Origin of the sequence: Rhizobium sp. WYCCWR10014, assembly GCF_001657485.1 — a bacterium.
GTDB lineage: Bacteria > Pseudomonadota > Alphaproteobacteria > Rhizobiales > Rhizobiaceae > Rhizobium.
In genome coordinates this window covers 298,614-317,605 of sequence record NZ_LXFU01000051.1, presented here as the reverse complement: position 1 = coordinate 317,605, position 18,992 = coordinate 298,614, and the positions used below count along the sequence as shown (strand labels likewise).

19 protein-coding genes are annotated in these 18,992 nt (G+C 62.6%); 12 read left to right on the top strand and 7 right to left on the bottom strand.

The features are described 5' to 3' along the window. Positions 1-95: 95 nt before the first annotated feature. The 4 genes from A6U98_RS31505 to repA all read right to left on the bottom strand — a co-directional run bounded on the left by A6U98_RS31505 (position 96) and on the right by repA (position 4,967). On the bottom strand, positions 96-1,229 hold the full coding sequence (locus A6U98_RS31505; RefSeq protein ID WP_064655075.1) for an RHE_PE00001 family protein: 1,134 nt from the start codon (positions 1,227-1,229) through the stop codon (positions 96-98). Positions 1,230-1,409: 180 nt separating this feature from the next. Further along, positions 1,410-2,624 carry a plasmid replication protein RepC gene (repC, locus tag A6U98_RS31500; protein ID WP_064655073.1) on the bottom strand — a complete coding sequence of 405 codons (1,215 nt, stop codon included), beginning with the start codon at positions 2,622-2,624 and terminating at the stop codon, positions 1,410-1,412. 154 nt (positions 2,625-2,778) lie between these two features. Next, complete coding sequence (repB, locus tag A6U98_RS31495) at positions 2,779-3,774, bottom strand: plasmid partitioning protein RepB (protein ID WP_064655071.1); 996 nt, start codon at positions 3,772-3,774, stop codon at positions 2,779-2,781. Then, positions 3,771-4,967, bottom strand: coding sequence for a plasmid partitioning protein RepA (gene repA, locus A6U98_RS31490; protein WP_064655069.1), 1,197 nt, complete (start codon positions 4,965-4,967; stop codon positions 3,771-3,773). Before repA ends, repB begins: the two co-directional genes overlap by 4 nt. Positions 4,968-5,168: 201 nt before the next feature. On the opposite strand from repA, the gene cobF reads away from it, so the two are divergent. From cobF to A6U98_RS31465, 5 genes are all read left to right on the top strand, one after another. Further along, positions 5,169-5,933, top strand: coding sequence for a precorrin-6A synthase (deacetylating) (cobF, locus tag A6U98_RS31485; protein WP_064655067.1), 765 nt, complete (start codon positions 5,169-5,171; stop codon positions 5,931-5,933). Positions 5,934-6,006: 73 nt separating this feature from the next. Then, a complete protein-coding gene (gene cobG / locus A6U98_RS31480; RefSeq protein ID WP_064655065.1) occupies positions 6,007-7,389 on the top strand; it encodes a precorrin-3B synthase in 1,383 nt (460 codons plus the stop codon). A 2-nt stretch (positions 7,390-7,391) separates the two neighbouring features. Beyond that, the gene (locus tag A6U98_RS31475) at positions 7,392-8,024 is read left to right on the top strand and encodes a precorrin-8X methylmutase (RefSeq protein WP_064655063.1); all 633 of its coding nucleotides are present in this window, start codon (positions 7,392-7,394) and stop codon (positions 8,022-8,024) included. Continuing rightward, positions 8,021-8,752, top strand: a complete 732-nt coding sequence (locus tag A6U98_RS31470; protein ID WP_064655061.1) for a precorrin-2 C(20)-methyltransferase — start codon at positions 8,021-8,023, stop codon at positions 8,750-8,752. The genes A6U98_RS31475 and A6U98_RS31470 overlap by 4 nt, the downstream gene beginning before the upstream one ends. After that, on the top strand, positions 8,749-9,513 hold the full coding sequence (locus A6U98_RS31465; protein ID WP_064655059.1) for a precorrin-3B C(17)-methyltransferase: 765 nt from the start codon (positions 8,749-8,751) through the stop codon (positions 9,511-9,513). Before A6U98_RS31470 ends, A6U98_RS31465 begins: the two co-directional genes overlap by 4 nt. Here the strand turns inward: A6U98_RS31465 and A6U98_RS31460 are convergent. Then, a complete protein-coding gene (locus A6U98_RS31460) occupies positions 9,477-10,247 on the bottom strand; it encodes a cobalt-precorrin-6A reductase (RefSeq protein ID WP_064655057.1) in 771 nt (256 codons plus the stop codon). The genes A6U98_RS31465 and A6U98_RS31460 overlap by 37 nt on opposite strands. Between A6U98_RS31460 and A6U98_RS31455 the strand changes: the two genes are divergently transcribed. Together A6U98_RS31455 and cobM are read left to right on the top strand one after the other, a co-directional pair. Continuing rightward, positions 10,246-11,478, top strand: coding sequence for a bifunctional cobalt-precorrin-7 (C(5))-methyltransferase/cobalt-precorrin-6B (C(15))-methyltransferase (locus tag A6U98_RS31455; protein ID WP_064655054.1), 1,233 nt, complete (start codon positions 10,246-10,248; stop codon positions 11,476-11,478). The genes A6U98_RS31460 and A6U98_RS31455 overlap by 2 nt on opposite strands. A 4-nt stretch (positions 11,479-11,482) precedes the next feature. Next, entirely contained in the window at positions 11,483-12,241 is a 759-nt protein-coding gene (gene cobM, locus A6U98_RS31450) for a precorrin-4 C(11)-methyltransferase (protein WP_064655053.1), read from the top strand. A gap of 21 nt (positions 12,242-12,262) precedes the next feature. Here cobM and A6U98_RS31445 read toward each other — a convergent pair whose 3' ends face one another. Both A6U98_RS31445 and A6U98_RS31440 read right to left on the bottom strand, forming a co-directional pair. Then, positions 12,263-13,075 carry a TIM barrel protein gene (locus A6U98_RS31445; RefSeq protein WP_064655051.1) on the bottom strand — a complete coding sequence of 271 codons (813 nt, stop codon included), beginning with the start codon at positions 13,073-13,075 and terminating at the stop codon, positions 12,263-12,265. Positions 13,076-13,235: 160 nt separating this feature from the next. Further along, the gene (locus A6U98_RS31440) at positions 13,236-14,264 is read right to left on the bottom strand and encodes a LacI family DNA-binding transcriptional regulator (RefSeq protein WP_064655049.1); all 1,029 of its coding nucleotides are present in this window, start codon (positions 14,262-14,264) and stop codon (positions 13,236-13,238) included. A 131-nt stretch (positions 14,265-14,395) separates the two neighbouring features. Here A6U98_RS31440 and A6U98_RS31435 point away from each other — a divergent pair, with 131 nt between their 5' ends. The 5 genes from A6U98_RS31435 to A6U98_RS31415 are packed head-to-tail and all read left to right on the top strand — an operon-like array spanning position 14,396 to position 18,941. After that, positions 14,396-15,484 carry a fatty acid desaturase family protein gene (locus tag A6U98_RS31435; protein ID WP_064655047.1) on the top strand — a complete coding sequence of 363 codons (1,089 nt, stop codon included), beginning with the start codon at positions 14,396-14,398 and terminating at the stop codon, positions 15,482-15,484. Positions 15,485-15,505: 21 nt separating this feature from the next. Next, positions 15,506-15,820: a MocE family 2Fe-2S type ferredoxin gene (locus tag A6U98_RS31430; RefSeq protein WP_003553420.1), complete on the top strand. Its 315-nt coding sequence runs from the start codon at positions 15,506-15,508 to the stop codon at positions 15,818-15,820. A gap of 11 nt (positions 15,821-15,831) precedes the next feature. Next, the gene (locus tag A6U98_RS31425; protein ID WP_064655045.1) at positions 15,832-17,058 is read left to right on the top strand and encodes an FAD-dependent oxidoreductase; all 1,227 of its coding nucleotides are present in this window, start codon (positions 15,832-15,834) and stop codon (positions 17,056-17,058) included. Between the two features lie 39 nt (positions 17,059-17,097). Continuing rightward, a complete protein-coding gene (locus tag A6U98_RS31420; protein ID WP_197496465.1) occupies positions 17,098-17,913 on the top strand; it encodes a 3-methyl-2-oxobutanoate hydroxymethyltransferase in 816 nt (271 codons plus the stop codon). 29 nt (positions 17,914-17,942) lie between these two features. Continuing rightward, the gene (locus tag A6U98_RS31415; RefSeq protein WP_197496464.1) at positions 17,943-18,941 is read left to right on the top strand and encodes a hypothetical protein; all 999 of its coding nucleotides are present in this window, start codon (positions 17,943-17,945) and stop codon (positions 18,939-18,941) included. The last annotated feature ends 51 nt before the right edge of the window (positions 18,942-18,992 follow it).

Here is an 18,992-nt window from a genome sequence, read left to right as displayed (position 1 = left end):
CCGCGCGTCTTTTCAGACGCGCGAAGGACGCTCTATCACTTTGAATCGCCGCATAATCCTGTCCGAAAATCGAAACCGGATTTCGGGGTTATTCGCTAGATGATACCCCAGGCGCGATAGCGGCCGCGACCGGTGATTTCACGAATGCCGATCTCGTTGACGAGGTTGAGCGCGCCGCGCGGTGTGATGCGCAGATGACGGGCAATCATCGCCGCCGAGACCATCGGCCGCGACAGGATGAAATCGGCAAGCTCCGGGAGACTGCTGTTCGAACGGCGGCCGCGAAAGCGCAGCTCCATCTGCGTACGCGCCAGCGACAAGCGATCGAGTTCCTTGAGGCCGGCCACAGCACCCAGATGCATCGCCTCCAGAAAGGCTTGCAGCCGCGTGACGCGATCGCGTGCCCGACGACGCTCATGGCGCACCAGCTTCAGCCCGCCGTAGAAAGAAAACAGATGCGAGGCGACCTTGCCGCGGGCCCGTAGATGGCTTGCGACCAGAAGACCGCCGAGCCAGTGCTGACGCCGCAACGGCTCGATCCTTTCCCAGGCTTCGAAGAGGATGATAGCGCCGAGCACCGGCGGCAAGCTGTCGGCCAATGGCTGGACGCTTCGCCACTCCGCAAGCCGCTGTTCTTCGTCCCACTCGTCGTCACCGAGCAAACCGAGAGGGTCTTCGTTGCGTCTTGCCGGAGTAACGGCGGCTGTCTCGCTTGCCGGCGTTTTCCCTGTATGAACGTCGAGCAGCTTCTGCGAGCGGGCAAGAAGCGCATCGATCTCCGCCATCTCGGCAGCAAGCGGCCCGTCCTCATCCTCGCCCTCTCCGTCGGTCTCGAGCGGAACTGCCAGGTTCTTCACTTCCTGCGCTTTCCCCTCCCCTTCCCCGCCGGTCGCAGTCAGCGTTGCAAGGCCCGAGACGCCAAGTGCCCAGGAAGGGTCGCCGGTCCAGATGCGCCGACGTGCTCGCAGCACAGAATGGGCGATCGTCAGTTCGTGGGTGGGAGCGCGGCTATCCATATGTGCATCATGCAAAACGAGATCCTCGACATGCACGAGTTCGCCGGCCACCCAGAGCGCGCCGACAGCGTCGAAGAAATGGCCGCGTTCGGCAAATCCCTCGCCGACCGGCGAGCGCAACACCCGTTCGTCCAGCCGCGCCACTGCATCCTCCGCCGCGGTAAGGGCTGGAAGCAGGGTTTGAAGCATTGCACCGTCGATATCGTAGCGCATTGTTAAGCTTTACGGTTTTTCACAAATGGAAGCAAAATACGGGTTTCCTTCCGCCATGTATGACATGGTTAACAGTGTATTTCAACAAAACTGGAGGGAAAGAAGCCGATTAGCTGGCTGATCGACCGGCTTCATATCCTTCTAACCGTCTGAGCTGGCGCGAAGCTTTTTCATTGGCGGTCATCCGGTTTTCCTCGCTGTCGGACCATTTGCCCGCATCAGCGCCATCAGCATCGGTCCGAGCGAGAATTCGCCGCGCTCCGCCCGTCGCGTCAGGTCGCGCAGGTAGCCGCCGGCCGAGTTGATATGTCCGCCCCTTTCCAGGATGCAGGCAATCACCGTGGCGGCGTTTTCCGGCCCCATGACATCGCAGGCCAGCTGATAGGCGCTGGGGCTGACGCCAAGAGTGGAACGGACAATGACGGCCGCTGCCATCAGATCGCGCCAGCTGCCAATGCCGCCGCCCGGTCCGTAAGCGATGATCTCCGGGCACGCCTGCAGCACCATGGCAAGGGGGAAGGATTTCGGCGGCTCCCGCCACGGCTGCGGTTCTTCCTCCGGCTTTGCGCCCTGCTTCGTCTCGAAGCTTGGTTCAAGTTCAGATATAAGGTGTGGGTTTGAATTATGTATGTGCCGACCGTTCTGGCTATCATTGGCGTCTGTTTTTTCTGTTTTCGACTTCGATTCCAGCGTCTTGACGATCAATTCCCGGAAAGCTTCGAGATCGGCCAGCAGGCTTTCCATCTCGGCAGTCGACGGGCGCCGCGGCAGGCTTGCGGAAAGCAGATTGAAATGCTTCTGCATCTCGATCCATTCGCCGGCAATTTCCTCTTCCAGCGCGATCTCGATGAGCTTGGTGATGTCACGCCGGCAAAGTGTCAGCCGCTCCCTCAGGCGCTTCCATTCGAGCTTAGCGGCCATCACCTGAGCCGCCTGCGCCTCGATCTCGCGAGCGCGCACCAGGAGCGGCGCCAGGCTGAAGCCATAGGCCTCACCAAGCCCGCCCTCGCCATTGCGGCGGGCAAAACGCTTCCCGTTCGGGCTATCCCGCCGGATGATCAGGCCGGCTTCCACCAGCATCGCCAGGTTCCGCCGCAACGTCGTACCAGCCATGCCGTGCGTGCGAAGCGACAGCTGCTCGTTTGACGGAAAGACAACGAAACCGTTGGCCTCGGCAATCTCGTTCTTCGGATAGAAAGTCAACAGCGCGTTGAGAACAGCCAGGGCACGGTCGGATACGCCGACCATGTCCTTTGCTTCGCAGAGCGCGCGAAAAATCTTCCACTTGTCGACTGACGCATCCGGATCGACCTTGCTGGCGCTTTCCTGACTTGCCAGCATGCCACGTGTCATCGATCGCCGCCCAAAGGGCGTCGATATATATTGAGGCTCCATGTCCCTCACCTTTTTTCAAGGCAAAAGAAACCTACCACCCAAAAGGATGCCGAAGACGCTTGACAGTGATTCGAGGAAGTGCGATTCTCAGATTGTCCAGATATGAGAAAGGCTTCCGCGGCGGCAACGTTCGGAGGCTTTTTTCTTTTGCGGCTTACTCTCCTGCTTGCAATCTGCCGGCCCGATAGGCCTCGTAAAGCTCATCGAGACGGCGTGAAATGTAAGCGCCGAAATCCGGCGCATCGCCGGTCTTCAACGCGATCGTGAAGGAATTGCCGGCGCTTTTGATTCGGCCGGCAATCTTGCCGCCGCTCTTCGGCTTCCAGTCAAATTCCGTGGTTTCGGGCTTCGCCTCTTTCTTGGCGAGCTCGGCAACCAAAAGCTCGAAACGGCGGTCGCTCTCTTCAGCCGAGAAACCTTCCGAAGCAATGAGCTTGGCAAGCCGCGCGGCCGTCATCCCATTCCAGTCCTGGGCAAGCGCCATCCACCGGCGTCGCCCGATGCCGGGTGCAGCGCCAACCGACCTGACGATCTCGGCGGGGATGGCTTTTGCAACGGATATCAGCTTCGATAGCTCCGTCTTGTCCGTCGACAGTGCCTTCATGATAACGGGACGCTCAAAACCCTTGAGCTCGAGATTGAGGGCAAAGACCGCGCGCTCGATATACGACAGGTTCCGACGTGCCGAATTCTCAATGCCCTGCGCGATGACGACATCGGTATCGTCGAGCTTGCGGACGATCGCCTGGACCTTGAGCCCAAGCAGCTTGACTGCCTGCAGGCGGCGATGGCCGTAGGCGATCTGGTAGCGTTCGTCATCATTGGGATGGCGGCGAACGAGGATCGGCACTTCCTGGCCGTTCTCAGCAATCGACTGCACCAGCTCGTCCTCCATATCGAGCGGCTGGTCGGCAAGGCGGTCGCGGACGAAGGAGGAATCGATCAGATTGGGATCGAGTTCGACAATGCGTTCGCCGGAGAGCAAGGCCTCCTGCATCGCCCTGCTCTCTTCCTCCATGCGGCCAAGGGTCAGCGCCATCGTCCGAACCGGCCCGGCCGATCCGCGTGAAGATGGCTCCTCGTAGTTGGCCGCGGCCAACTCCTGCGCCGTATCGTCAAAAAGACCTTTCAGGCGATCGCGTCTGCTCATGCTCGACCCCAGGCTTTGTGAATACCGGCGAGAACCTCGCTGTTGGCGGCATTGACCGATTCCAGCGCCCGGTCATAGGTCGAGCGGCGCACCTGCCCCTTCTCGATCTCGTAGAGCGTCTGCTTGGTCAAACCGACATCGGCGATCGCCGTCGATTTGAGAATGGTCGCCGTCAACACGTCATCACTGAAAAGACTGCGCAGCAGCGCAACGATCTGCGACTGCGGCGCATCGAAGGGTTCGTGGCGCGTGACGACGTACTTGATGAAGTCATGCTGCAGGTCGCCGCCGGCCTTGCGCACGACGGAAAGCAGATCCGACGTCATCAGCAGGAACTGCGACATGGAGGCGACGTCGACCATTTGCGGATGGATTGTGATGAGCAGCGATGTTGCTGCGCAAACGGCGCCAAGCGTGAGGTAACCGAGCTGCGGCGGGCAGTCGATCACCACGATGTCGTAATCGGCCTCGACCTCGGCAATGGCAACGCCAACGCGACGGAAGAACAGTTCGCCAGGTCGCTGCCGGTCGTTCAGTGCCCGTGGCGTCTCATGCTCGAACTCCATCAGTTCGAGATTGCCCGGCACCAGATCCAGCCCGTCGAAATAGGTCTTGCGGACAATCTCCTTCAGCGACTTGCGGTCCTCATCGTAACGAATTGCGCCATAGAGCGTATCGCCTTCGGAAAGATCGAATTCGGGCTGAACGCCGAGCATGGAGGAGAGCGAAGCCTGCGGATCGAGATCGATCGCAAGCACCCGGTAACCCGCCAGCGCCAGATACTGCGCCAGATAGAGCGTCGTCGTTGTTTTGGCCGAGCCGCCCTTGAAATTGGTGACGGCAACCGTCTGCAGCTTTTCGCCAGGGCGGCGCCACGGCTGATAGGAAAGCGCATCCTTCGGCTTGAGCTTGGCCATATACTGGCGCAACTCGTTGATCTGGCCGAGCGTGTAGGAACGCCGGCCGTTCTGGGCAAGATCCGGCTGCGGTCCCTTGCCATCCAGCGAAAGCTGGCGAAGATAGCCGTCGGAGACGCCGATCATCTGGGCCGCCTCGCCGGAAGAGAATGTTCGAAGCGTCTTTTGTGAGAGCGGCGGAAACAGCTTGTCGCGGAGGAGCTTCAGTTGCCGCGAAAGCTGGTTCGCATGCCGCTCGATCCGTACATCTGTCGTCGATACGCTAATGTTGTCCAAAACACCCAATCCTTTTCGATGCGCTTTTCTTTCAACATAGCGTCAAAAAGCGTATCGAAAGTGACACGATTCGGGATTTGCAGCAACAACAGGGCCCAGTGCCACCCACAGGCCCGGTTGGCCGCGGCCAACTCCCTGTCCTACCCTTGCGGCCGGCCGGCTTTTTCGGCAAGACCGCCAGGACTCAACGGGGAGTATCGCTTGAAGCATATCCATATCATCGGCATCGGCACGGGCAACCCGGAGCACCTGACCATACAGGCGATCAACGCGATGAACGCAGCCGACGTGGTCTTCCTGCCGGTCAAGGGCGCCGGCAAGGAAGTGCTCGCCGATATCCGGCGGGATATCTGCGAACGCTATATCACGCGGCCGGCCGGCAGAATTTCGGAATTCGCGGTGCCGCAAAGACAGACGGCAGACAAGACCTATGTGCAGAGCGTCGACGCCTGGCACGGTGAGATCGCCCGCATCTATGGAGAACTGATCTCCGGTCTCCCGGATGACGGCAGCGGCGCCTTTCTCGTCTGGGGTGATCCCAGTCTCTATGACAGCACGATCCGCATCATCGAACGCGTGCGCGGCGAAGGCCGCGTGGATTTCGGCTACAGCGTCATTCCCGGCATCACCAGCATCCAGGCGCTGGCGGCGAGCCACAGAATCCCGGTCAACCTCGTCGGCAAGCCGATCGAAATCACCACAGGGCGTAGGCTGGCGCAGAACGGGCTTCTGACCGACAGCACAGTCGTCATGCTTGATGGCGAACAGGCTTTTGCCAAGATCGACGATCCCGACGCCGAGATCTTCTGGGGCGCCTATCTCGGCACCAAGGACGAGATCGTCAGATCAGGACGACTTGGCGACATCGCCACCGACATTCTGACGCTGAGGGCCGAGGCCAGGCAGCGTCACGGCTGGATCATGGACATCTATCTCCTGCGCAAGGGCCGGGATTTCGACGAATAGCCAGTCCGGAGCCTTTCCAGCATGCTTTGCCGGCCCGGCTGCGATCATGTAAGAAGTGGCCAGAGGATCGAGAATGAGCATTAAGGCCGCAAAGGCGAGCGACAGGACAGGCGAGGCGGATCTGCACGGTCGCCCGGCGGCGACGATGCGTAGACGCGGCGCCTGCCCCGCCCTTGCCGCGCCCATGCTGACCGGCGATGGTTTGCTGGTACGCCTGCGGCCGGCCGGCGGCGCGTTGACGCTGTCGCAATTCGCAAGCCTTGCCCGCTCGGCCGCAGCACATGGAAACGGCGTTCTCGAAATCACCGCCCGCGGCAATCTGCAGATCCGAGGCCTTCGGGCCGAGACCGTCGGGCAGCTCGCCGCCGATATCGATGCCGCCGGGATCACCGTGCCGGACGGGCCGGCGATCGAGACATCGCCGCTGCACGGCATCGACCCGGACGAGATAAGCGATCCGGCCGCAATGGAAATGGCCTTGCGTCGTACGCTCCACGATCTGCTTGCCTCGCCGCGGCTTGCGCCGAAGCTCTCGCTTATCGTCGACGGCGGTGGATCCTTCGGCTTGTCGGCACTGTCCGCCGATATTCGTATCGTCGCGCAATTCGGCGCGGATTGGCTTGTCGCGATCAATGGCGACGGTGAAACTGCAATGCCGGTCGCGATCGGTCCTGCCGAGGTGGCCATATCAGCCGTCGGCGAAATTCTGAGCCTCTTGGCAGCCCTCGGGCAGGGCAGGCGAGCAAGGGATATCGATCCAGCGCATCTGCGGGCGCATTTTCCAGCGATGGATGGCATTCACTTCATTCCGACCCGCGCGGCAGGCATGCCGCTTGCCGGCTTGCACAGGCTTGAGGACGGCAAAACCATACTCGGCGTCAGGCCGGAATTCGGGCAGATGAGAGCGTCCGATCTCATCGCTTTGCTCGATGTGGCAACGGCTCGTGGCGCAGTAGCCATCCGGCTTGCGCCCGGTCGCGGGTTTTTCTTCATTGGTCTTCCAGCAGGTACAGTGCCGGCTATGCAGGTCGCCGCAGCCAGACATGGCTTCAGCGCGCAACCCGGCGACAACAGCGAGCATATCGCCGCCTGCGCCGGCGCCGGCGCCTGCGGTTCGGCCTTTTACGAGACCCGAACCCTGGCGCGCCGCCTCATTGCTACGGCACCTGCCCTTTTCGACGGTTCGCTGACGCTGCATCTATCCGGCTGCGCCAAGGGCTGCGCTCATGCCCGGCCGGCGCTGACCCTGACGGGCTCGGCGGAAGGTTATGGCCTCATCCTCAATGGGCTCGCGGCGGATCTGCCGGACGAACGGATCGCTGGCGGTCGGATCGATTTCGCTATAGAGAGGCTCGCCCGGTCCATCGAAGACAACAAAGACGCTGGCGAATCGACCGCCGCCTGCCTTACACGGCTTGGCGCAACCGGCGTTTCGAAGGCGCTGCGACAGGAATAGGAATGCCAGACTACGATTATATCCGCAGCGGCGATGCGATCTACGAGCGTTCCTTTGCCATTATCCGTGCCGAGGCCGATCTTTCGCGCTTCACCGACGATCAAGCCGAAATCGCCGTGCGCATGATCCATGCCTGCGGGCTGGTCGAAGCGGCGGAGCATTTCCTGTTCTCCGCCGATTTCGTCAACGCGGCGCGCGAGGCGCTGAAAGGCGGGGCGCCGATCTTCTGCGACGCGGAAATGGTATCCCAGGGCGTCACCCGGGCGCGGCTGCCGGCGCTGAACGAGGTGATCTGCACGCTGCGCGATCCCCAGACACCCGAACTTGCGCGCGAGACCGGCAATACGCGCTCGGCCGCCGCCATGCATCTCTGGCTCGATCGGCTCGGCGGCAGCGTTGTCGCGATCGGCAACGCACCGACCGCCCTCTTCCATCTGCTCGAACTCCTGCGCGACGGCGCCCCGAAACCCGCAGCGATCCTCGGCATGCCCGTGGGCTTCGTCGGCGCGGCCGAATCGAAGGATGCATTGGCGGAAAATTCCTATGGCGTACCCTTTGCCATCGTGCGCGGCCGGCTCGGCGGCAGCGCCATGACGGCAGCCGCCATCAATGCTTTGGCGAGGCCGGGCCTATGACGACAAGCGGCCGTCTGATCGGCGTCGGCACGGGCCCCGGCGATCCGGAGCTCCTCACCCTCAAAGCCGTACGCGCCATCGAAGGCGCTGATGTGATCGCCTATTTCGCCAAGCAGGGCAGGGGCGGCAATGGCAAGGCGATCGTCGAGCCGCTGCTGAAATCCGGGGTGACGCTGCTGCCGCTCTATTATCCGGTGACGACCGAAATCGACAAGAACGACGAACGCTATCAGAGGCTGATCACCCAATTCTACGATCTGTCTGCCAAAGCGGTCGCCGGGCATCTCGATGCCGGACTGACTGTCGCCGTTCTCAGCGAAGGCGATCCGCTCTTCTACGGCTCCTATATGCACCTGCATGTCAGGCTTTCCACACGCTACCCGACGGAAGTGATCCCGGGCATCAGCGCCATGTCGGGCTGCTGGTCGCTTGCCGGCATGCCGATCGTCCAGGGCGACGACGTGCTTACCGTACTGCCCGGTACGATGGCCGAGGCCGAGCTGACGCGCCGCCTTGCCGACACGCAAGCCGCCGTCATCATGAAGGTCGGCCGAAATCTCCCGAAGATCCGCCGGGCGCTCGCAGCGGCAGGACGGCTTACGGAAGCCGTCTATGTCGAGCGCGGCACCATGGCGAATGCGGCGATGGAAAAGCTTGCCGACAGGACAGACGGCGATGCACCGTATTTTTCGCTCGTGCTGGTGCCGGGCTGGGAGGGCAGCCGATGAGCGGCACGCTTTTCGTGATCGGCACCGGTCCCGGCAACCCCGAGCAGATGACGCCGGAAGCGCTGGCCGCTGTCGATGCGGCGACGGATTTCTTCGGCTACGGCCCTTATCTCGACAGGCTGGAGCTCCGCCACGATCAACTGCGACATGCCTCGGACAATCGCGAGGAGCTCGACAGGGCAGGGGCAGCACTCGCCATGGCGGCTGACGGCGCGAAAGTCTGCGTCGTCTCCGGCGGCGACCCCGGCGTCTTCGCCATGGCGGCCGCCGTCTGCGAGGCAATCGAGAACGGGCCGGCCGCCTGGCGCTCGGTCGATCTCACCATTCTGCCCGGCATCACGGCGATGCTGGCCGTAGCGGCAAGAGCCGGTGCTCCGCTTGGCCACGATTTCTGCGCCATATCGCTGTCTGACAATCTAAAGCCTTGGAATATAATAGAAACCCGCCTTGAACTGGCGGCAAAAGCGGGTTTCGTCATCGCGCTCTATAATCCGATCAGCCGGGCACGGCCCTGGCAGCTCGGCGACGCCTTCAAGCTGTTGCGTGACCATCTGCCTGCGACAACACCGGTTATTTTCGGCCGCGCGGCCGGGCGGCCGGATGAACGCATCGCCGTCCAGCAGCTGTCGCAGGCAGATGCGTCGATGGCCGATATGGCGACCTGCATCATCATCGGCTCGGCCGAGACACGCATCGTCACACGGCCAGGCAGACTGGACCTCGTTTACACGCCGCGTTTCATGGCAGGGGGAAACAGGTGATCGATCGCCGCCAGCGCCGCCTCGACAGTGTCGACCGCCTTGACGATCGAGGCCGGCGCGCGCGCCACCATCATAACCTCGATACCGAGCAGGCGGGCTGCCTCGATCTTCGCATAGGTGGCGAGACCGCCGCTATTCTTGGCGACGATGGCGTCGATGTCGTGCTGCCTCAGAAGATCGCATTCGCCTTCCAGCGTGAACGGACCCCGATCGAGGATGTACTCGACACTATCAAGCGCAAGCGGCGGTTCGACGGGATCGACGCTGCGAACGAGGTAGTGATGTTGCGGCGCGGCTTCGGCATGATGCGCACCCTGCCGGCCCGTCGCCAGGAAGACATGGCGGGGGAGGGGGCCAAGCGCTTCGATGGCAGCCGGAATGCTCCCCACCTCCTGCCAGCGATCGCCCGGCCGGCGTTGCCATTCGGGACGGCGCAGAGCGATGGCAGCGATGCCGGTGGTCTCAGCCGCGAAAGCCGCATTGGCCGAAATGCGCTCGGCGAAGGGGTGCGTGACGTCGATCAACAGATCATATCCTCCGGCCTTCAGGAAATCGGCGAGTGCGGCAGCGCCGCCGAAACCGCCGATACGAACCGGAACAGGCTGTACGGCCGGTTTTTCGGTGCGTCCGGCAAGCGACAGAAGAATATCACTATCGTCCCGTGCCGCGAGCGCCTCGGCCAGCAGCCGCGCCTCGCTGCTGCCGCCAAGGATCAGGATGCGGGGTCTTCCCATGTCTGATGTCTCTCCTGCGTCCGGCCAGCGCTGGCTGACTATTATCGGCATCGGCGAAGATGGTCCAGAAGGGCTGGGCGAGGAGGCGAAGAGGCTGATTTCGACCGCACCCGCCGTCTTCGGCGGTGCGAGGCACCAGGCGCTTGCCGCATCGCTGATCACAGGCGAAAGCCTTTCCTGGCAAAGCCCGTTCGAGCGCTCGGTCGAGGCTATCCTCGAAAGGCGCGGCACGCCTGTTGTCGTGCTCGCCTCCGGCGATCCGTTTCTTTATGGCGTCGGCGCAACGCTCTCCCGCCATGTGGCGGCGGAAGAGATGCGCACTATCCCCGCACCCTCGGCCTTCAGCCTTGCGGCCTCCCGCCTTGGCTGGCCGCTGCAGGACGTCGCAACGATCTCGCTGCATGGACGGCCGATCGATCTGATCCGGCCGCATCTGCACCCCGGACGGCGCATCATCGCGCTGACCTCGGACGAGAAGGGGCCTGGCGACCTGGCTGCCCTGCTGACGGCTGCTGGCTTCGGTCAGTCTCAGCTTACCGTGCTCGAGGCGCTTGGCGGCGTTCGGGAACGGCAGAGAAGTGCGGCGGTGGCGGATTTCGACCTCCTGGATATCGATCCCCTGAATGTCTGCGCACTCGATATCGCGGCAGGGGAGGGGGCTCGCATCCTGCCTTTTACGGCCGGGCTCGAAGACGTGCTGTTCGAGCATGACGGACAGATCACCAAGCGTGAAATCCGGGCGATGACGCTTTCGGCCCTCGCGCCGCGTCACGGCGAGCTGCTCTGGGATATCGGCGCAGGCTCGGGATCGATCGGCATCGAATGGATGCTGGTCGATCCCAGCCTGAAGGCAATCGCCGTCGAACAGTCGCCGGATCGGGCCGCGCGGGCCGCCCGCAACGCAGCCGCCTTCGGCGTACCGCATCTTGCTGTCGTCGAAGGTGCGGCACCCCTCGCGCTGAAAGACCTGCCGGAGCCGGATGTGATCTTCCTCGGCGGCGGCGGCAGCGAACCGGGTGTTGTCGATACCGCAATTGCCGCGCTAAAGCGGGGAGGGCGGCTCGTTGCCAATGCCGTGACGCTGGAGATGGAAGCGGTACTGCTCGCCGAACATGCCAAACGCGGCGGCTTCCTCACGCGGATCGAAATATCGCGCGCCCAGCCCGTCGGCGGCATGACCGGCTGGCGGCCGGCCATGCCGGTAACGCAGTGGCGCTGGACGAAAGGATGACGAGATGACGGTGCATTTCATCGGCGCGGGACCAGGTGCTGCGGATCTGATCACGGTGCGTGGTCGCGATCTCATCGCCCGGTGCCCGGTCTGCCTTTATGCCGGCTCGATCGTCTCGCCCGAACTGCTGCAATATTGCCCGCCTGACGCCCACATCGTCGATACGGCGCCGATGTCGCTCGACGAGATCGAGGCGGAATATCTTCGCGCTGCCGCGGCCGGCCAGGATGTCGCCCGACTGCATTCGGGCGATCTCTCGGTCTGGAGTGCAGTCGCCGAACAGGTGCGCCGGCTTCAAAAACATGGGATCGACTATACGATGACGCCGGGCGTTCCGGCCTTTGCCGCCGCAGCCTCGACGCTGGGGCGCGAACTGACGATCCCCGCCGTGGCCCAAAGCCTGGTGCTGACCCGCGTCTCCGGCCGCGCGTCACCAATGCCCAACGACGAGACACTGGCAAAATTCGGCGCGACAGGCGCCACGCTGGCGATCCATCTGGCAATCCACGCGCTGAAGCAGGTGGTCGAAGAGTTGACGCCGCTTTACGGCGTCGATTGCCCGGTCGCCATCGTCGTCAAGGCCTCCTGGCCGGACGAGCGCGTCCTGCGCGGCACGCTCGCCAATATCGAAGCAAAGGTCTCCGCCGAACCGATCGAACGCACAGCGATCATCTTCGTCGGCCCCTCGCTGGCAGCGGAGGATTTCCGCGAAAGCTCGCTCTATGATCCGGCCTATCAGCGCCGGTTCAGAGGTAGAGAGTAGCGTCAAGCGACCGCGCGGCTTTTAGACCCGCGCACTGAGATATTCCATGCTGGCGCGCAGCGCACCGGCCGGATCCTTCAGCGCATGAACTTCCGCTGCAAAGGGCTCGAAGGAGAACGGGCCGGTATAGCCGGCCTGCAGCAGCGCCTTGACCTGCCCGGCATTGTCGAGCAGATCGTCGGCATCCACCAGGACACGGTGAGAATCGCGCATGTCGGCAACAGCAACGGAAGGATCGCTAACACCGGAAATGTGTACGAGACCGGCCAGTTCAGGGAAGGTTGCCGCTTCGCCGGCAAGATGATGGTGGAAGGTGTCGTGGACGAGCCTGAAGGTCGATTCCCCGCCAAGTTCCCTGATGGCCTCGGCCGCCTCGGTCTTCGAGCGCAGCGAGCAGATCTCAAACCCGAGCGGCTCGACGAGACCGATAATGCCGGCTTTCTCCAGCATCGGCTTCAATGCAACCAGTGACTGGCGCAGATTGGCCTGCCGTTCGCCATTGGCGCAGCCGGTGCCGTCATTCTTCGGAACGAGGACAAGCGCCTTGGCGCCCGACGCGCTGGCATAGTCGATCAGTTCCTGCGCTTCGGCGGCCCGGGCCGCGTTCCACTCGTTGAAGCGTTGCAGGGCGTTGATCGAGATGATCGTCACGCCATGGCGGGCAGCCGCTTGCCTGATCGTTTCGGGTTTGGTGCCGTCGAGGATGGCATTGCCGGAAAGGTCGTTGCGGATCTCGACGGAATCGATGCCGAGCGATCGGGCCAGCGCGAAAAAATCGTCGATGGCAAGCGACGGCGCGGCCATGTGGTTGAGCGCAAAACGGATCGAAGTCATGATCGGTACTCCTCCTGATCTCCGCATCAGGGCGGAGCAGTCCTCGTGAATGGGTCAGCGAATCTCTATCGGAATTCGCGTCGCAATCCATCCGTCATCGCCGGCGCCGGCTTTCATTGCTGAGATGATTTCGAACGGAATGATGGAATTCCATCATTGCTCAGATGTTCTCGGAAATATGGATATCGAAAGGCAGGAAGAGCTGCCCGGGAACAGCCGTTTCGCCGTTTTCGATGGCGCCCGTCATCAGCACCATCAACTCCTTGCAGAGTGCGGGCAGGGGGGTTCCGATCGCCATGGCGACGATATCGTCGGCAAGGCCGGCTTTGCTGTCGGGTGTCAGCTCGTTGACCACCAGGACGATCTTGCCGCCGACGCCTTCTTCGCGGAATGCCGAGATCGCCCCCTCCATGCCGCCGCCGCAGACATAGAGGCCGACAAGATCGGGATGTTTCTGCAGCAGCGTCAACGTCGCCTCATGGGTGATCTCGGCTGTCTCGAGATTGATCAGCGTGTCGACGACATCGAAGTCGGGCGCATTCTCGCGAAAATAGGAGCGAAAGCCGATTTCTCGGAGCTCATGGCCGTGAAAGCGGTGGCTGCCGACAAAACAGGCGACCTTGCCGGGCATGCGGGCCGTGCGCGCAATGGTCCAAGCTGCGGTGCGTCCGACCTTGCGGTTGTTGACGCCGACATAGGCGTCGCGCACGCCGGTGGCGAGGTCGGAGAGCAGCGAGAACACCGGAATACCGCGCTCCTTCAGCTCTTCGACCGCTGTTGTCACCGCCGGATAATCCGGGCCGACCAAGGCAACGGCCTGGTTGCGGGCGCCGAGTGTCTTGATCTTTTCGACGATCGCAGCCGGTGTCGCAGCTGACGGAAAGTCGATCTGCGTCTGGATGCGCGCGCTCGTCAGCGCCCGCGCTGCAGTTTCGATCTCACGCACGAAGCTCTGATAAAAGGGCTGCATCGGCTTCTGCAGCAGGAAGGCGAGCCTGTATTGCGGAAGGTCCTCGAAGACGCGCTGCTTGATCAGCCCGACAGCGTGATAGCCGATCGACTGCGCCGCATCATAGACCCGTCGCGCCGTTTCCTCGCGCACCCGGTGGCGGGCGTTGAGAACGCGGTCGACGGTGGCGACGCTGACGCCGGAGGCGCGGGCAAGATCGGATATGGTGGGACGGCGCATCGGCGTTCCTGATGGATTCAATCATGAATGCAAGTCATTCGTGATGGCTTTTGATAGATTATATCAAGCCTGCATTGAGCGCTTTCCAAAGTCAACCTATTCTCAAAGGCAAGGGCAACGGGAGGCGGATAATGGCGACCCAGACAAAGAAGCGGGACTACGACCTTCTCGGCGAAAGCGGCCGCACCGCCGTCGAGACGGGGCTGGCGGCAGCCGAATGGTATCACACCGACATTCCGCGCAAGGAGATGAAGGCGCTGATGCAGCGCTCCGATGCGCCGGCGATCCGCGACACGGCCCTCTGGCTCGGCAGCATGGTCGTCCTTGCGGGGCTCGGCATTTATTTCTGGGGCTCGTGGATCGCGCTGCCCTTCTTCCTCGCCTATGGCGTGCTCTACGGCTCGGCCTCCGACAGTCGTTGGCACGAATGCGGCCATGGCACCGCCTTCAAGACCCGCTGGATGAACGATGTCGTCTACCAGATTGCCTGCTTCATGATCATGCGCAATCCGGTGACCTGGCGCTGGAGCCATGCGCGCCATCACACCGATACGGTGATCGTCGGCCGCGATCCCGAGATCGCCGTCATGCGGCCGCCCGATCTCTTCCGGCTGGTGCTTAATTTCTTCGGCATCCTCGACGCCTGGCATGCGATCATCGACATGCTGCGCAATGCCTTCGGCGGCGTCAGCGCGGCGGAAAAAACCTTCATTCCCGAGATGGAGCAGCCAAAGGCCGTCCGCATCGCCCGCATGTGGCTGGCGATCTATATCGCGACGATCGCGGCCGCGATCGCCATGGGTTCGATCCTGCCGCTGATGCTGATCGGCCTGCCGCGCCTCTATGGCGCCTGGCACCATGTACTGACCGGACTGCTCCAGCATGGCGGCCTTGCCGACAACGTCACCGACCATCGGCTGAACAGCCGCACGGTCTATATGAACCCCATCAGCCGCTTCATTTACTGGAACATGAACTACCACGTCGAGCATCACATGTTTCCGATGGTGCCCTACCACGCGCTGCCGAAGCTGCACGCGATGATCAAGCATGACCTGCCAGCGCCGAACCCGTCGATCTGGTCCGGCTATCGCGAGATGATCCCAGCCTTCCTGCGCCAGCTGCGCAACGAGGATTATTTCCTGAAGCGCGAACTGCCGGCCACCGCGCGGCCCTATCGCGAGGAATTCCACAACGAGCTGGCCCCGGCCGCGCAATAATGACAATCGAGGGAGGACAAGATGAGCGGAAATTGGATCCAGGTCTGCGACAAGGACGAGATCGACGAGGAGGATGTCATCCGCTTCGATCACGGTGGGCGCACCTTCGCGGTCTATCGCAGCCCGGACGACGAATTCTTCGCGACCGACGGGCTCTGCACGCATGAACATATCCACCTGGCCGACGGGCTTGTCATGGATGAGATCATCGAATGTCCAAAGCATAATGGCCGCTTCAACTACAAGACGGGCGAAGCCAAGGGTGCGCCGGTCTGCGTCAATCTCAAGACCTATCCTGTCAAGATCGAAGACGGCGCCGTCTTCATCTCGCTCTGAGGGAGGCCGGCATGGCTCATTACGTCATCCTGGGCGCGGGCGAATGCGGTGCGCGCGCCGCCTTCGCCTTGCGGGAAAAGGGCTTTGCCGGCGAGATAACGCTGGTTGGCGCCGAGCCGCTTCCGCCCTATGAGCGGCCGCCGCTTTCAAAGGCCGGCTCCACCGATGCAAGCGATCCGAAATTTATCGCCGCGGCGGAAAAATACATCGAAAACGGCATCCGGCTGCTAACCGGCCTCGAGGCAAGGGATCTCGACACCGCATCCAGGACCGTCACGCTTTCGGACGGTACCGTGCTTTCCTACGACAAGCTTTTGCTGGCGACGGGTGCGGCCGCGCGGTCATTCCCCGGCGCACCAGAAGGCAGCCGGCATATTCGTTCGCTGCGGACGCATCACGATGCGGCGGCGTTGCGCGATGCGATGAAGCCGGGACGGCATATCGCCATCATCGGTGGCGGGTTCATCGGACTGGAACTTGCGGCCACGGCGCGGCTGCTTGGCGCCGACGTCACCGTCATCGAGGGGCTGGAACGCGTGCTGAAACGTGGCGTGCCCGAGGAGATCGCTCATCTGCTCACCGAGCGCCATCGCGCTGAAGGCGTCGATATCCGCTGCGGCGTTTCCATCGAAGCACTGACTGAGGAAACCGGAAAAGCGCTGATCCGATTGTCGACCGGCGAGGCAATCGACGCCGATCTCGTCCTCGTCGGCATCGGTGCACGGCCGAATGTCGAGATCGCCGAAAGAGCAGGCCTCGCCATCGACAACGGCATTGCGGTCGACACCTATCTCCAGACCTCTGCTCCTGATGTCTTCGCAGCCGGCGACTGCTGCTCCTTTCCGCTGTCGATCTATGGCGGCCGGCGGGTGCGGCTTGAATCCTGGCGCAACGCCCAGGAGCAGGGCACATTGGCCGCGGCCAACATGCTCGGCCTGAACGAGGCCGTTTCGGCGGTGCCGTGGTTCTGGTCGGATCAATACGACATGACGCTACAGATATCGGGCCTTGCCGAAGGGGCCGCGACGCATCATCGCCGCGAGCTCGGCGCAGGCGCCTTCATTCTCTTCCATCTCGACGCCGGCGGACGATTGATCGCCGCAAGCGGCATCGGGCCAGGCAATGCGGTGGCACGCGATATCAGGCTCGCCGAAATGCTGATCGCAGCGCGCGCCCATCCGAACCCGGCAGCACTCGCAGCCAGCGACATCAAGCTGAAATCCCTGCTGGCCGCCTGAGCCGCCTGATATTTTCACCCGATATTTTCAAAGGAATTGATGATGAAAAAACATAGACGCGCAACCGTCGCCGATCTGCTTGCGGAAAAAGGCAAGCGCCAGCTCACCATGCTGCGCGTCACCTCCCTGGAGGAGGCGGAAGCCGCCGAAAAGGCCGGGATCGACATGGTCTCTGTACCGCCCTCGCTGCTTGGACCGATCTTTCGCGAAGCCGCGCCCACGCCCTTTGCCATTCCGGGGCTCGAATATGGCGACCATGTCTCGGCCGAGGACTATCTGCGTGCGGCCTTTGCTGCGCTGAAGGCAGGAGGTGATGCGGTCTATTGCGCCGCAAGCCTGCAGACGATCCGGCGCATGCGCGATGAAGGCATCCCGGTCTGCGGCCATCTCGGGCTGATCCCTTCGAAGGCGACCTGGACCGGCGGCTTCCGCGCCGTCGGCAAGACGGCGGTAAGCGCCGCCGAGATCTGGCGGCAGACCAAGGCGCTGGAGGAGGCCGGCGCCTTCGCCGCCGAAATCGAAGTGGTGCCTGGGGATGTCGCTGCCGCCATCAGCAGCAACACCTCGATGCTGATGATCTCCATGGGAGCAGGCAGCGGCTGCGGCGCCCAATATCTCTTCGCCGACGACGTGCTCGGCGCCAATCGCGACCACTATCCCCGCCATGCCAAGGTCTATCGCGACTTCGCCGCCGAACACGACCGGCTGCAGCGAGAGCGCATCGCCGCCTTCACCGAATTCGCCGAGGATGTCAGGACCGGCGCCTATCCGGAAAAGCGCCATCTCGTCGGTATCGACGACGCGGAATTGGAGATATTTCTGCAGCGGCTGAAAAGCGAGACGGGCAATAGCTGAGGGCAAAGGCGCTCTGTTGCCTCGATCATGTGGGAAGTGCCGCAAAGGCACTTCCGCTCCATTGGCTTCCGTCCCGGCCTGTGTCAGGAATTGTCCGTTCGATTCATTCGGAACGGAGTATTCGGTCCCCTGTGACGATCGGCTTTGCGCATGCGGAATTGATTGCGGTGCTCGTCGCGGTGACGGGGGACGAGCCGCGCGTGATGACCATCCGTTCCGGCAATGCGTTGCCCTCCGGCCCCTTCGAAATGGGTCACCGGACCCTGCAATCGGGCCTGCGCGAATGGGTGCAGGAGCAGACGGAACACCCCGTCGGCTATCTCGAACAGCTCTATACCTTCGCCGACCGCGACCGGAACAACGACATCCCAGGCGGACGAACGATCTCGATCAGCTATCTCGGCCTCGTCAACGAGCAGTCTGGCGCCGGCCGGCCGGGATGGCACGGCTGGTACGAATATTTCCCCTGGGAAGACCACCGACAGGGCCGGCCAGCCGTGCTTGACGAGATCATGGCGCGCCTGAGGAGCTGGGCCGATGCCGATCCGGCAAGACGCGACCATCGCCATCGCCGGGCGGATTTCACCTTCGGCCTCGACGGAGGCGGCTGGAACGAGGATCTGGCCCTGCAGCGCTATGAACTGCTTTACGAGGCGGGGCTCGTCTCGGAAGCCGGATGCGGCGCAGAGGCCAATCTCGGACGCGCAATGTTTGCCGATCACCGGCGGATCCTCGCGACCGGAATCGCCCGGCTGCGCGCCAAGATCAAATATCGCCCTGTCGTCTTCGAGCTGATGCCTGACAGTTTCACGCTGCTGAGGCTGCAGCGCACTATCGAGGCGTTGGCGGGGCTTACGCTGCACAAGCAGAATTTCCGCCGCCTCATTGAACAGCAGGAACTGGTGGAGGAAACCGGCGGCACCGAAAGCGAAACCGGCGGCCGGCCGGCCAAGCTTTTCCGCTTCCGCCACACCGTTCTCGAAGAACGGGCGCTGGCGGGAACGAAATTACCGCTCTCTCGCAATTGACATATGCTCACTGTGAGAATATCTCTTTGCCCAAGATATGCTCAAAGAGAG

Bases quoted from the DNA above. Each gene is read 5' to 3' on its own strand.
- A6U98_RS31470 (WP_064655061.1), top strand. From the start codon at position 8,021: ATGACGACAAGCGGCCGTCTGATCGGCGTCGGCACGGGCCCCGGCGAT.
- cobM (WP_064655053.1), top strand. From the start codon at position 11,483: ATGACGGTGCATTTCATCGGCGCGGGACCAGGTGCTGCGGATCTGATC.
- A6U98_RS31465 (WP_064655059.1), top strand. From the start codon at position 8,749: ATGAGCGGCACGCTTTTCGTGATCGGCACCGGTCCCGGCAACCCCGAG.
- A6U98_RS31420 (WP_197496465.1), top strand. From the start codon at position 17,098: ATGATGAAAAAACATAGACGCGCAACCGTCGCCGATCTGCTTGCGGAA.
- A6U98_RS31435 (WP_064655047.1), top strand. From the start codon at position 14,396: ATGGCGACCCAGACAAAGAAGCGGGACTACGACCTTCTCGGCGAAAGC.
- A6U98_RS31430 (WP_003553420.1), top strand. From the start codon at position 15,506: ATGAGCGGAAATTGGATCCAGGTCTGCGACAAGGACGAGATCGACGAG.
- A6U98_RS31460 (WP_064655057.1), bottom strand. From the start codon at position 10,247: ATGGGAAGACCCCGCATCCTGATCCTTGGCGGCAGCAGCGAGGCGCGG.
- A6U98_RS31445 (WP_064655051.1), bottom strand. From the start codon at position 13,075: ATGACTTCGATCCGTTTTGCGCTCAACCACATGGCCGCGCCGTCGCTT.
- repB (WP_064655071.1), bottom strand. From the start codon at position 3,774: ATGAGCAGACGCGATCGCCTGAAAGGTCTTTTTGACGATACGGCGCAG.
- A6U98_RS31505 (WP_064655075.1), bottom strand. From the start codon at position 1,229: ATGCGCTACGATATCGACGGTGCAATGCTTCAAACCCTGCTTCCAGCC.
- repC (WP_064655073.1), bottom strand. From the start codon at position 2,624: ATGGAGCCTCAATATATATCGACGCCCTTTGGGCGGCGATCGATGACA.
- A6U98_RS31425 (WP_064655045.1), top strand. From the start codon at position 15,832: ATGGCTCATTACGTCATCCTGGGCGCGGGCGAATGCGGTGCGCGCGCC.
- A6U98_RS31455 (WP_064655054.1), top strand. From the start codon at position 10,246: ATGTCTGATGTCTCTCCTGCGTCCGGCCAGCGCTGGCTGACTATTATC.
- cobG (WP_064655065.1), top strand. From the start codon at position 6,007: ATGAGCATTAAGGCCGCAAAGGCGAGCGACAGGACAGGCGAGGCGGAT.
- A6U98_RS31440 (WP_064655049.1), bottom strand. From the start codon at position 14,264: ATGCGCCGTCCCACCATATCCGATCTTGCCCGCGCCTCCGGCGTCAGC.
- A6U98_RS31475 (WP_064655063.1), top strand. From the start codon at position 7,392: ATGCCAGACTACGATTATATCCGCAGCGGCGATGCGATCTACGAGCGT.